Below are 13,053 nucleotides of genomic sequence, written 5' to 3' on the forward strand. Positions count from 1 at the left end.
ACCTCGACCCGTCCCAAGAGGCGTTCCCGACCTCCGTCGAGAGGGGTTTGACGGCCGTCCGCGGGGGGATGCGCCCCTCTTTCACGCGAACTTCCGCGGTATGGGAACTTCGCCAGGTGTCTGTGCGCTTGCTTACAGTGGCAGGTCTTGCAGGAAATCCATTATCGCGATCGAAGGGACGTACATGCCCATGGGTCACACGGCCACAGCCCAGGCCGGCTCCGGCGGCTTGACAGCGACCGAGCACCGTCTGGCCAACGGCCTGCGCGTGGTGCTCTCGGAGGACCATCTGACCCCGGTCGCCGCGGTCTGCCTCTGGTACGACGTCGGTTCGCGCCACGAGGTCGAGGGACGCACCGGTCTGGCTCACCTCTTCGAGCACCTGATGTTCCAGGGCTCCGGCCAGGTGAAGGGGAACGGACACTTCGAGCTGGTGCAGGGAGCCGGCGGTTCGCTCAACGGGACCACCAGCTTCGAGCGCACCAACTACTTCGAGACGATGCCCACGCACCAGCTGGAGCTGGCCCTCTGGCTCGAGGCCGACCGGATGGGCTCACTGCTCGACGCGCTCGACGAGGAGTCGATGGAGAACCAGCGCGACGTCGTGAAGAACGAGCGCCGACAGCGATACGACAACGTCCCCTACGGCACCGCGTTCGAAAAGCTGACGGCTCTGGCCTACCCCGAGGGCCATCCCTACCACCACACGCCGATCGGCTCGATGGCGGACCTGGACGCCGCGACCCTCGAGGACGCGCGCGCCTTCTTCCGTACGTACTACGCGCCCAACAACGCGGTGCTCTCGGTCGTTGGCGACATCGACCCCGAGCAGACGCTCGCCTGGATCGAGAAGTACTTCGGCTCCATCCCGTCCCACGACGGCAAGCAGCCGCCTCGCGACGGCACGCTCCCCGAGATCATCGGCGAGCAGCTGCGCGAGGAGGTGCGCGAGGAGGTCCCGGCGCGGGCGTTGATGGCCGCCTACCGGCTGCCGCACGACAGCACCCGCGAGTGCGACGCGGCAGACCTCGCGCTGACCGTGCTCGGCGGTGGCGAGTCGTCGCGGCTGCACAACCGCCTGGTCCGCCGCGACCGTACGGCGGTGGCGGCCGGGTTCGGGCTGCTGCGGCTGGCCGGTGCGCCCTCCCTCGGATGGCTGGACGTCAAGACGTCCGGCGGCGTCGAGGTGCCGCAGATCGAGGCCGCGGTCGACGAGGAGCTCGCCCGGTTCGCCGCCGAGGGCCCCACGCCCGAGGAAATGGAACGTGCGCAGGCCCAGTTGGAACGCGAGTGGCTGGACCGGCTCGGTACGGTCGCGGGCCGCGCCGATGAACTCTGCCGGTTCGCCGTGCTGTTCGGCGATCCACAGCTCGCCCTGACCGCCGTGCAGCGGGTGCTCACCGTCACCGCGGAAGAGGTCCAGGCGGTCGCCAAGTCCCGGCTGCGCCCCGACAACCGGGCGGTGCTGGTCTACGAGCCGGTCGAGCCCGCAGAATCGGCGGACACCGACGAGACCGCCGCCGACGACACCGACGCGCACGAAGGAGCGGGCAAGTGACCGACGCTGCCGCGACTGGAGTATCGATGCAGTTCCACCCGCAGCCCGCCCCCGGCGTCGCCCGCCCCTGGGCCTTCCCCGCGCCGGAGCGCGGCGCTCTGCCCAACGGCCTCACGGTGCTGCGCTGCCACCGCCCCGGCCAGCAGGTCGTGGCGGTGGAGATCTTCCTCGACGCCCCGCTGGACGCGGAGCCCGAGGGCCTCGACGGTGTGGCCACGATCATGTCGCGGGCACTCTCCGAGGGCACCGACAAGCACACCGCCGAGGAGTTCGCCGCCGAGCTGGAGCGCTGCGGCGCCACCCTCGACGCGCACGCGGACCACCCCGGCATCCGGGTTTCCCTGGAGGTTCCGGCCTCCCGGCTGGCCAAGGCACTCGCGCTCGTCGCCGAGGCACTGCGGGCGCCCGCCTTCGCCGACAGCGAGGTCGAGCGGCTCGTGCGCAACCGGCTCGACGAGATCCCGCACGAGCAGGCCAACCCGGCCCGGCGCGCCGCCAAGCAGCTCTCCAAGGAGCTCTTCCCGGCCACGGCGCGGATGTCGCGCCCGCGCCAGGGCACCGAGGAAACGGTCGAGCGCATCGACTCGGCAGCCGTGCGCGCCTTCTTCGACGCCCATGTCAGGCCGTCCACGGCGACCGTCGTGGTCGTCGGTGATCTCACCGGCATCGACCTGGACACCCTGCTGGCCGACACCCTCGGCGACTGGTCGGGCGACACCGCAGAGCCCCGTCCGGCCCCGCCGATCACCGCGGACGACACCGGCCGGGTGGTGATCGTCGACCGTCCGGGTGCGGTGCAGACGCAGCTGCTGATCGGCCGGATCGGCGCCGACCGGCACGACAGCGTGTGGCCGGCCCAGGTGCTCGGCACGTACTGCCTGGGCGGCACGCTCACCTCCCGGCTGGACCGGGTGCTGCGTGAGGAGAAGGGCTACACCTACGGCGTGCGGGCCTTCGCCCAGGTGCTGCGGTCGTCGGCCCCGGATTCCGCCGCGGGACCGACCGGGGCCGCGATGCTCGCCATCAGCGGATCGGTGGACACGGAGTCCACGGGACCGGCGCTGAAGGACCTGTGGACGGTACTGCGGACCCTGGCGGCCGAAGGGCTGACCGACGAGGAGCGCGAGACGGCCGTGCAGAACCTCGTGGGTGTCGCACCGCTGAAGTTCGAGACCGCGGCCTCGGTCGCGGGCACCCTCGCCGACCAGGTCGAGCAGCACCTCCCGGACGACTACCAGGCGCACCTGTACGCCCGGCTCGCGGAGACCGGCACGGTCGAGGCGACCGCAGCGGTGGTCAGCGCCTTCCCGGGCGACCGGCTGGTCACGATCCTCGTCGGGGACGCGGCGCAGATCGAGGGGCCGGTCCGGGCGCTGGGCATCGGAGAGGTGTCGGTGGTCACCGGCTGACCGGTCCGGCCCGTTGCTCGTGGCGGTCCGCTCGTGGCGGTTCGCCTGTGACGGCCTGCCGGCCGACTTCCCTGCCCGGCCGAGGGCCGACCGGACGGACCGGGCGCCGGTTTTGCACCAGCCGATTTGCCAACCGGCACCATAGGTCCATATATCAGGACAAGGGGAAGGTCCTTGTGAGCGAGATCTCGCAGGGGCCTTCCTTTTTGTCCGTTCTGGTGGGGGAGGTTGCCCGTCTGTTCTGTGGGATGCGCTACAAAGTGGCCTGTTCGTTTGGTGAATGAAAGCGACCCCGCTTAGCGTCGGCTGGGCTGTCCGTCACTCGTATGCCGCATCCGCGACATACCGGGCAGTCATCGCCGAGTCCCCGTCAGGCGCGAGCCCGGGGAGCCGGGGACCCACGCAGTCCCTGGGGTGAATCGGATGTCCGGGCCTCGATGGGGCCGGTATGTCCGTAGGAGACCTTCCTGCTCCGAACCCGTCAGCTAACCCGGTAGGCGAGAAGGAAGGAAAGGACCAGCCACTTCATGGCGTTCACCCGTGCCTCCGGGAAGCATCGTGCCCCGAGCCGACTGACGCGCAGGAGCGCGAAGATTGCCGGGGTCGCGGCCATGGCCGCCACCGGCGTCGTCGGCGGCACGGCCGCGCCGGCCCTCGCCGCGGACACCTCCGTCGGTGAGACCGGTCTGAATCAGGTCATCGCCATCGACGGCACCGTCGCCGACCAGATCGACGCCCAGGCCGACGCGCAGCAGCACCAGGCCGATGCCGCGGCGAAGGCGGAGGCGGAGGCTCAACGGAAGGCGGAGGCCAAGAAGCGGGCCGAGGTCAAGAAGAAGGCCGAGGCGAAGCGCGCAGCCGAAGCGCGCGCGGAGAAGGTGCGCGCCGCCCGCTCCGCCGAGCGCACCCGCCTGGGTGCCTTCCAGCTCCCGGTCGCCGGTTCGTACGTCACCACCGGCTACAAGTCCAGCGGCTCGCTCTGGTCGTCCGGCAGCCACTCGGGCATCGACTTCCACGCCGCATCCGGCAGCTCCGTCGTCGCCGTCGGTGCCGGGACGGTCGTCGAGGCCGGCTGGGGCGGCGCGTACGGCAACAACATCGTGCTCCGGATGACGGACGGCACGTACACGCAGTACGGCCACCTCTCCTCGATCGGCGTCTCCGTCGGTCAGAGCGTCGGTGCGGGCCAGCGGATCGGCCTCTCCGGCTCGACCGGTAACTCCACCGGACCGCACCTCCACTTCGAGGCCCGGACCACGCCGTCGTACGGCTCCGACATGGACCCCGTCGCCTACCTGCGCGCCCACGGCGTCAACGTCTGACCGACGCCCCGAAGGGCCGTCCCGAAGCGGCAGCCCTCGGCCAGGAGCAGGCCGGGCGGGGTGAGGATCTGCGCTTGCTGGGCGGCTGGTTCCACGAGACGTTGGTGCAGACCTCCGGCAGCCCCGGCCTGATCGCGCTGCTCACCCAGCTCCGGCACAAGACCGCCTGGATGTACGCGGCCGAGCAGTCGGCCCGCCCGGCGGACTCCTGGGCCGAGCGCGGAGCCATCGTGGACGCGGTGGCGACGCGGAACGGGCCGGGATGATGGCCTCCCGGCACGCCGAACGGGCCGCGGCCGCGCACCGGCTGCGCCGCATCGACCGGCCGGAACGCCGGCCCGCCGCCTCCCGTACCGGCCCGGTGAGGGCTTCGCGGCATTCCGTAAACGCTCCAGGCATCCGGCATCAACAATTGTGCCGTATGCAAGGAGTCCTCATTCCGCGGGAATTTCTTCGGGCCGTCCGAATCGATTTCGCTCTGGAATTCCTTTGCGTATCCCGGACCGGGAATGCGAAAGAGCCGCGGACCCGGTCGAGGGTGCCGCGGCTCTTCGAGGGGAGGGCGGGAAGCGGGTCAGACCGTCTCCGGCAGCTCGTCGAGCCCTTCGGCGACCAGCTTCGCCAGGCGGTCCAGGGCGGCTTCGGAGTCGTCGGCCTCGGACGCGAGCACGATCTCCTCGCCGCCGTGCGCGCCGAGGCCGAGCACCGCGAGCATGGAGGCGGCGTTCACCGGGTTGCCGTCGGCCTTGGCGATCGTCACGGGGACGCCGGAAGCCGTGGCGGCACGGACGAAGATGGAAGCGGGGCGGGCGTGCAGGCCCTCGGCCCAACCGACGTTGACGCGGCGCTCAGCCATGGTTCTGCCCTTCACGAATCAATAGTTGTCTAGACCAGTCTCTCATGCAGTGCGCGATGCTCCGGCCGATCCGCGGCAGGCCCGTGCTGCACCGCCGCTCGGCCCCCTCAGACTGCCCCGGCCCCAGGGCCGACGCGACCGCTGACGGAGCCGTAGTCTTTGCGCATGCAGCCCTCGCCGGAGCAGAGTCCGCATCACGTGTACCCCGACCATTGGGAAGCAGACGTGGTCCTCCGCGACGGAGGAACGGCGCGGATCCGGCCCATCACCACGGACGACGCCGAACGGCTGGTCAGCTTCTACGAGCAGGTCTCCGACGAGTCGAAGTACTACCGCTTCTTCGCTCCGTACCCCCGCCTGTCCGACCGGGACGTGCACCGCTTCACCCATCACGATTACGTCGACCGGGTGGGGCTCGCGGTCACGGTCGGCGGCGAGTTCATCGCGACCGTCCGCTACGACCGGATCGACGAGCGGGGCAGGCCCGCCTCCGCGCCCGCCGACGAGGCCGAGGTCGCCTTTCTCGTCCAGGACGCGCACCAGGGCCGGGGCGTGGCCTCGGCGCTCCTGGAGCACATCGCGGCCGTCGCCCGTGAGCGCGGTATCCGCCGCTTCGCGGCCGAGGTGCTGCCCGCCAACATCAAGATGATCAAGGTGTTCCGGGACGCCGGGTACACCCAGCAACGCAGTTTCGAGGACGGCTCCGTCCACCTCACCCTGGATCTCGAGCCCACCGCCGAGTCCCTCGCCGTCCAGCGCGGCCGCGAGCAGCGGGCCGAAGCGCGCTCCGTGCAACGGCTGCTGGCCCCCGGTTCCGTCGCCGTCATCGGCACCGGCCGCACACCCGGCGGAGTCGGCCGCACAGTCCTGCGCAATCTCCTCGGGGCCGGTTTCACCGGTCGTACGTACGCCGTGAACCGTGCCTTCGCCGCCGACCAGGGCACGATCGACGGGGTTCCGGCCCACCGTTCGATGGGCGAGATCGCCGAGCCGGTCGACCTCGCGGTCGTCGCCGTCCCCGCCGACCGGGTTCCCGAGGCCGTCGCCGACTGCGGTGAGCACGGTGTCCAGGGCCTGGTCGTTCTCTCCGCCGGATATGCCGAATGGGGAGCCGAGGGCAGGGAGCGGCAGCGGGAGCTGGTCCGCCATGCCCGCTCGTACGGAATGCGGATCATCGGGCCGAACGCCTTCGGCGTGATCAACAACGCCGAGGCCGTCCGGCTGAACGCCTCCCTCGCCCCCGAGCCGCCCGCTCCTGGACGCATCGGCCTCTTCACCCAGTCCGGAGCGATCGGCATCGCACTGCTCTCCGGGCTCTACCGGCGCGGCGCCGGGCTCTCCACCTTCATCTCCGCGGGCAACCGGGCCGACATCTCGGGCAACGACTTCCTGCAGTACTGGTACGAGGACCCGGACACGGACGTCGCCCTGCTGTATCTCGAATCGCTCGGCAACCCCCGCAAGTTCACCCGTCTCGCCCGGCGCACCGCGGCCGTGAAGCCCGTGGTCGTGGTGAAGGGCGCCCGGCACAGCGGCTCCACCCCGCCCGGCCACGCGGTGCCGGTCAGCCGGATCCCGGACGCGACGGTCTCCGCGCTGATGCGGCAGGCGGGCGTGATCCGGGTCGACACGGTGACGGAGATGGTCGACGCGGGCCTGCTCCTCGCCGACCAGCCGCTCCCGTCCGGCCCGCGGGTCGCGATCCTCGGCAACTCCGAATCGCTCGGCCTGCTCACCTACGACGCCTGCCTGGCCGAGGGCCTCCGCCCGCGCCGGCCCCTCGACCTCACCACCGCCGCGACCCCACAGGACTTCCGGAACGCCCTGGCCGAGGCCCTCGCCGACGAGGGCTGCGACTCGGTGGTCGTCACGGCGATCCCGTGGGTGGGGGAGGACGGCGAGGCCGAACCGGGCGACGGAGAGGTACTGGCGACCGCCCTGCACGCGGCCGCGGCGGCCGGCCCCGCCAAGCCGGTGGCCGTCGTCCACGTGGAGATCGGCGGCCTGGCGGAGGCGCTCGCCGTGGCCACCAGCACGGTCGCGCAGCCGCGCCCTTCGGCGCAGCCCTCCTCGGTCACGCCTCCCTCGCGCGCCGGAGCATCGGCCCGGACCGGCCCCGCCCCGGCGCACACCGGTTCGGCCGCCGGCAACGGCACGGCCACCGCCACGGACGCCAGGGCAGACACGGACGGCCAGGACGGCCAGGACGGCCAGGACGGTCAGGGGGCTGGCCCCCGCACCCGTATCGGCCGGATCCCGGCCTACCCCGCCGCCGAGCGCGCCGTGCGCGCCCTGGCCGAAGCGGTGAGGTACGCACAGTGGCGACGGCAGGCAGCCGTGCCCGGCAAGGTGCCCGAGTTCCTCGACGACACCATCGACGAACAAGGCGCCGCCGACCTGATCGAAGCCCTGCTCGGCCCGGACCCCGACCCGCGGGGCAGGCCGCTCGCGCACGACGAGGCGGGCGAACTCCTGGGCCACTACGGCATCACCGTACGGCCGACCCTGCCGGCCCCCGATCCGGAAGCCGCGGTCGCCGCGGCGTCGCGGCTCGGCTATCCCGTGGCGCTCAAAACCACCGCGCCCCATCTCCGCCACCGCGCCGATCTCGGCGGTGTCCGGCTGGACCTGGCCAACGAGACCGCGCTGCGCCGGGCGTACGGGGAACTGACCGCTCTGCTCGGCAAGCCCGCCGAACTCCGGCCGGTCGTCCAGGCCATGGCGCCGCGCGGTGTCGACACCGTCGTGCGGGCCACGATCGACCCGGCGGCGGGCGCCGTCCTCTCCTTCGGGCTGGCGGGCGCACCCTCCGAGCTCCTCGGCGACACCGCCCACCGTCTTGTTCCGGCCACCGACCGTGACGCCGCCGAGCTGATCCGGTCCATCCGGGCGGCCCCGGTGCTGTTCGGCTGGCGGGGTGCGGCCCCGGTGGACACCGCGGCGCTCGAAGAGCTGCTGCTGCGGGTGTCCCGGCTGGTCGACGACCATCCCGAGATCGTCTCCATCGCCCTGGAACCGGTCGTGGTCTCCCCTCAGGGGCTGACCGTTCTCGGCGCGAGCGTCCGGCTCTCGCCGCCCCCGGCCCGTACCGACCTCGGTCCCCGTCGCCTCCCCAACTACTGACTGGCCACCGACGGGAACGGCATCGCGCCGGTCCCGGCCGCCGCACGGCCACGAAGGCACCGGCCCTCTCACCCTCCGGGTCCCGGTCGCCCTGCCGGACAACGTCCCCGGCAGTCATCCGCCCCCCGTAGGATGGTCCTCATGGCTAAGACCGGTACGACGACCCAGGGGCTGCGCGCGGCGATCGAGCGCAGTGGCTACTACCCGGCCCTCGTGGCCGAGGCGGTGGAGGCCGCCGTGGGCGGTGAGCCGGTCGCTTCGTACCTGGTGCACCAGGAGACCACGTTCGACTCCAACGAGGTGCGCCGCCACGTCACGGTCCTGGTCCTGACGGACACCCGCTTCATCGTCAGTCACACCGACGAGCAGAACGCGGACACCAGCTCCCCGACGCCGTACGCCACCACCTCCACGGAGTCGGTCAAGCTCGACCGGATCTCGTCGGTCGTGGTCAGCCGCGTCGTGGCCAACCCGGAGAAGTACGTACCGGGCACGCTGCCCCGCGAAGTCGTCCTCACCATCGGCTGGGGCGCGGTCTCCCGCATCGACCTCGAACCAGCCGCCTGCGGCGACCCCAACTGCGAGGCCGACCACGGCTACACCGGCAGCTCCACGGCCGACGACCTGAGCCTGCGGGTCAGCGAGGCCGGTGACGGCCCGGACACCGTGCGCCAGACCCTCGCCTTCGCCCAGTCCCTCTCCGAAGCCACGGCCGCGACCGCGGCGACCGGCCGCTGATGGCCCAGCCGGCCTGGCAGGACCCTGTCCCGCTCCCCGTCGACACCGCCCCCGTCCCGGAGTACGGCAGCGGCTCGCTCGCCGATCTGCTGCCCACGCTCGCCGCGGGACAGGGCGTACCCGGCTTCACCACCGCGATCCCCGAACTCACCCCCGCCGACCGGAACTGCGTGTTCCTGATCGACGGCCTCGGCTGGGAGCAGATCAAGGCCCACCCGGACGAGGCACCGTTTCTGCACTCCCTGCTCCCGACCTCGCGCGGCGGCACCGGCCGTCCGATCACGGCGGGCTTCCCGGCCACCACCGCGACCTCACTGGCGTCGGTGGGTACCGGACTTCCACCGGGGGAGCACGGCCTGGCCGGCTACACCGCGCGCAATCCGGAGACCGGCGAGCTGATGAACCAGCTGCGCTGGCAGCCATGGACCCCGCCGAGGGTCTGGCAGCCGTACCCCACCGTCTTCGCGCTCGCCGACGCCGCGGGTGTGCGCACCGCCCAGGTCTCCGCCCCCGCCTTCGAGCAGACCCCGCTCACCAAGATCGCGCTCAGCGGGGGCTCGTTCCTCGGCCGGCTCTCCGGCGAGGAACGGATGGACGTCGCCGCTCAACGGCTCGCCGCGGGCGACCGGTCGCTCGTCTACACGTACTACAGCGAGGTCGACGGCAAGGGCCACCGCTTCGGTGTCGACTCCGACGCCTGGCGCGGACAGCTGATGTACGTGGACGGCCTGGCCCGGCGCCTGGCCGAACAGCTCCCGCCGCGTTCGGCGCTGTACATCACCGCCGACCACGGCATGATCGACATCCCCTTCGACGAGCAGTCCCGGATCGACTTCGACGAGGACTGGGAACTGAGCGCGGGCGTCGCCCTGCTCGGCGGCGAGGGCCGGGCCCGTCACGTGTACGCAGTCCCGGGGGCCGAGAACGACGTGCTGACCGTCTGGCGGGAAGTGCTCGGCGAGCAGTTCTGGGTGGCGAGCCGGGACGAGGCGATCGAGGCCGGCTGGTTCGGCCCGAAGATCGACGAACGGGTGCACGGCAGGATCGGCGATGTCGTGGCGGCGGCCCACGACGACGTGGTGATCACCGCCTCGGTCAACGAACCGCACGAGTCCGCGATGGTGGGCATGCACGGTTCGATGACCCCCGTCGAGCAGCTCGTCCCACTGCTCGAAGTACGCTCGTAACCGCTTTTTCCCCACCACCGTCCCCCTGGTCCGCTTCGCCCCGCCCGAAAGGTGCTCAACCCCTCATGCCCGAGCTTGTGTTCTTCTCCGGAACGATGGACTGCGGAAAGAGCACGCTGGCGCTGCAGATTGCGCACAACCGGTCGGCGAGGGGGCTGCAGGGTCTGAACTTCACTCGGGACGACCGTGCGGGGGAGGGGAAGCTCTCTTCACGGCTCGGGCTGGTGACCGAGGCGGTCGAGGCGGTGGCGGGCATGGATCTGTATGCCTATGTCGTCGACCGGGTGTCGCAGGGCGGCAAGGCCGACTACTTGATCGTGGACGAGGCGCAGTTCCTGGAGCCGGTGCAGATCGATCAATTGGCCCGGGTCGTGGACGACTTGGGGCTGGATGTCTTTTCCTTCGGGATCACCACTGACTTCCGCACGAAGCTCTTCCCCGGCTCGCGGCGGCTGATCGAGCTGGCGGACCGAGTGGAGACGCTTCAGGTGGAAGCGATGTGCTGGTGCGGGGCGCGTGCTACGCACAATGCCCGAACGGTGGGCGGCGAGATGGTGGTGGAAGGCGAGCAGGTTGTGGTCGGTGACGTGAGCAGCCCCGCTACGGAGGTCGGCTATGAGGTGTTGTGCCGACGTCACCATCGTCGCCGTATGACGAGCGGTTCTGTCCGCGCCGGCGCGCTCTCGCCGGATGTCCTGCCGGTGGCCTCCGACTGAGGGTGCCGGCCGAAAAGGCCGTGGTTCACTGTGCGGTGGTCTGCGGAGCGGGGTGCCGGTACCTCCCGGGAGCCGAACATGGCCGGGCGAGCCCGTGGCACCACAGCGGCACGGGTGCGGCAGGTGCCCTGATGCCCGGAGGTGAAGGCTTCCTGGGGATCGGGGCGCCTGCCGCGGTTCGTATGGTGCGCGGGGCGCGGGCGGACCGGTCCGCCGGCCGGTGACGCAGCCGGATTCTCAGTGGTGTCCGAGCCGGTTTCTCAGCCGGTGCAGGTCACCTTCAGCGCGGATATCGCGTGGTGCTCGTAGTTGTTGTCCTCGCCCCGGTCGTGCAGCTGCACGGAGAGCTTCTTGGCGTCGACGGAGAAGGTGCCCGGCACGTTGTACCAGGTGCCGCGGCGCTCCTGCTGACGGACGTAGTAGGAGCCGACCAGGTTGCTGGTCCTGGGCAGGAACCGGTCGTACACGGTGTAGTAGCTCGGGTTGCCACCGACCCGCGCGATGTCGGAACTCCCGGGCACGTGGACGGAGATGCTGCACTTCCTGGCGGTGGCGGGCAGGTCGAACAGCCAGGTCGCCGATCCGCCCGAGTCCTTGGAGGAACTGCCGGACATGGGCATGGAAAGGTACTTCCCCGCGCAGCCGTACCCGCCGAAGCCACCGCTGTGGGTGGCCCAGCCCTCCTTGCCGTCGCTGTAGTAACCCGACTTCTGGAAGCGCTGGGTGGGGCACTCCGGTCCGGACACGCCGCTGTACACCACGGCGTGTGCCGACTTGGGCGCCGAACCGGCCGAGGGGGCCTTGGTAGGAGTGTCCGAGCCCGCGCCGGCGGGGGCCTTGTCGCCGGAACCGCTCTTCTTCGTCTTGTCGGCCGTGCCCGTGGTGCTGCCCTTGCTGCCCTTGGCGCCTTTGGCGCCTTTGCTCTCTGCCTCGGCCGATCCGTCCGCGGGCTTCCGCCCGCCCCCCGTGTCCGCGCGTATGTCACCGACGGGGCCCCTGTCGCCCCGGGCCGGGGTGACACCCCGCTTGTCGCCACCGGCGGCCCGTTTGCCCTCGGGGCTGTCGGGGTCGGTGCCCGGTACGTAACCACCGGCCCGCCCGTCCCCCTTCCATGCCGCCGCCTCTTCGCGGCTCTCGGGCTTGGCCTCGTCCTTCTGGGTGCCCGCCACGACGAACGGGGTCGCGAGGAGCAGCGCACCGGCGAAGGCGGCCGCGACCACCATCGGGCGCGACACCCGGCCGGGGCGCTCCGGGGCACCGCCCTCCCCTGCCGTGGTGTCGCCGGGAGGGCCGGACGAAGCCGCGGCGGAGACGGCGGCCGTGGCGGCGGCCCGGCCGGCCGCGACGGCCGCGGCGGTGGAACCGGCCGTCGAGGCAGCGGCAGCCGGCTCCGACGTGGTCGCAGCGGTCTCCGTGGAAGCCGTCTCCCTGGGTGCGGAGGGCCCACCCGCGGGCGTCGATTCCTTGGCGGCCGTGGCGGACGACGATGTGCTCGCCCCGGCCGTCTTCCCGGCGGTGTCCTCCGCGACACCCGACGAGGCCGCGGAGGCAGTGCCCGTAGCCGTAGTGGTGGCGGTGCCCGCAGCCGTGGTGGTGGCGGTGGTGGCCACCACCGCGGTCTTTCCGGCCGTCGGTGCCGCCTCTTCCTGGGCAGCCGCCGAGTCCTCACCGCCCGGTTGCCCCTCGGGCCCGGACGTGGTCCTGCCGATGGAGACCCCGGCCGAGTGCACCACCGCCGGGGCCTGGGCCGCAGGTTCCCCGGCCTCCTCCGGGCCGGACTTCGACGAGGTCGGTGTCCGCGCGCCGCCGTCCTTGCCGCCGGTGACCGAGGTGTCCCCGCCCTCCGTCACCGTGCGGGACGAAGGTGCGGACGGGGCGCCTATGCTCCCCGGAACCGCGCCCTGCGAACTGTCCGGAACCGTTCCGCCCGAGGCCCCGCCCCGGCCGTTGCCGGACTCACTCTCCTCGCTGGACCGCTCTCGCTTCACAGGTCGCCCCTCTTTCCCGGTCATTGATTCTCTTCGTCCTCTTCGATTGCTGCTGGGAGGGCTCGGTTCCCGCCCCTACCAGGCGATGTGACGTCGCGTCACGTCTGCTCGTAACTCTGGTTCTCGTTTTCGGCCGTCAGCCAGTCCATGGCGTCG

General features: G+C 71.6%; 9 protein-coding genes, 1 pseudogene and 1 riboswitch. Of the genes and pseudogenes, 8 read left to right on the top strand and 2 right to left on the bottom strand.

Annotated features, from left to right (window positions below; all coding sequences use genetic code 11):
* The first annotated feature begins 184 nt into the window (after window positions 1-184).
* The 4 genes and pseudogenes from ACF08M_RS19985 to ACF08M_RS20000 all read left to right on the top strand — a co-directional run.
* On the top strand, window positions 185-1,558 hold the full coding sequence (locus ACF08M_RS19985; RefSeq protein WP_392186585.1) for a M16 family metallopeptidase: 1,374 nt from the start codon (window positions 185-187) through the stop codon (window positions 1,556-1,558).
* 26 nt (window positions 1,559-1,584) lie between these two features.
* On the top strand, window positions 1,585-2,967 hold the full coding sequence (locus ACF08M_RS19990; RefSeq protein WP_392186700.1) for a M16 family metallopeptidase: 1,383 nt from the start codon (window positions 1,585-1,587) through the stop codon (window positions 2,965-2,967).
* 347 nt (window positions 2,968-3,314) lie between these two features.
* A riboswitch (cyclic di-AMP (ydaO/yuaA leader) is annotated at window positions 3,315-3,482 on the top strand.
* 12 nt (window positions 3,483-3,494) lie between these two features.
* Entirely contained in the window at window positions 3,495-4,289 is a 795-nt protein-coding gene (locus ACF08M_RS19995) for a M23 family metallopeptidase (protein ID WP_392186586.1), read from the top strand.
* A gap of 35 nt (window positions 4,290-4,324) precedes the next feature.
* A pseudogene (locus ACF08M_RS20000) lies at window positions 4,325-4,695 on the top strand (GntR family transcriptional regulator); the annotation flags it as partial.
* A 168-nt stretch (window positions 4,696-4,863) separates the two neighbouring features.
* Here the strand turns inward: ACF08M_RS20000 and ACF08M_RS20005 are convergent.
* Window positions 4,864-5,145, bottom strand: a complete 282-nt coding sequence (locus ACF08M_RS20005) for an HPr family phosphocarrier protein (RefSeq protein WP_266749172.1) — start codon at window positions 5,143-5,145, stop codon at window positions 4,864-4,866.
* 165 nt (window positions 5,146-5,310) lie between these two features.
* Between ACF08M_RS20005 and ACF08M_RS20010 the strand changes: the two genes are divergently transcribed.
* From ACF08M_RS20010 to ACF08M_RS20025, 4 genes are all read left to right on the top strand, one after another.
* Window positions 5,311-8,268, top strand: a complete 2,958-nt coding sequence (locus ACF08M_RS20010; RefSeq protein WP_392186587.1) for a GNAT family N-acetyltransferase — start codon at window positions 5,311-5,313, stop codon at window positions 8,266-8,268.
* A gap of 141 nt (window positions 8,269-8,409) precedes the next feature.
* Complete coding sequence (locus ACF08M_RS20015; RefSeq protein ID WP_362203601.1) at window positions 8,410-9,006, top strand: DUF5998 family protein; 597 nt, start codon at window positions 8,410-8,412, stop codon at window positions 9,004-9,006.
* Entirely contained in the window at window positions 9,006-10,193 is a 1,188-nt protein-coding gene (locus ACF08M_RS20020) for an alkaline phosphatase family protein (RefSeq protein ID WP_392186588.1), read from the top strand. Before ACF08M_RS20015 ends, ACF08M_RS20020 begins: the two co-directional genes overlap by 1 nt.
* Before the next feature lie 65 nt (window positions 10,194-10,258).
* Window positions 10,259-10,909: a thymidine kinase gene (locus ACF08M_RS20025; protein WP_392186589.1), complete on the top strand. Its 651-nt coding sequence runs from the start codon at window positions 10,259-10,261 to the stop codon at window positions 10,907-10,909.
* Window positions 10,910-11,169: 260 nt separating this feature from the next.
* On the opposite strand, the gene ACF08M_RS20030 is transcribed toward ACF08M_RS20025, so the two are convergent.
* A complete protein-coding gene (locus tag ACF08M_RS20030) occupies window positions 11,170-12,897 on the bottom strand; it encodes a hypothetical protein (RefSeq protein WP_392186590.1) in 1,728 nt (575 codons plus the stop codon).
* Window positions 12,898-13,053: the final 156 nt, after the last annotated feature.

This window comes from Streptomyces sp. NPDC015032, assembly GCF_043080425.1.
Classification (GTDB): Bacteria; Actinomycetota; Actinomycetes; order Streptomycetales; family Streptomycetaceae; genus Streptomyces.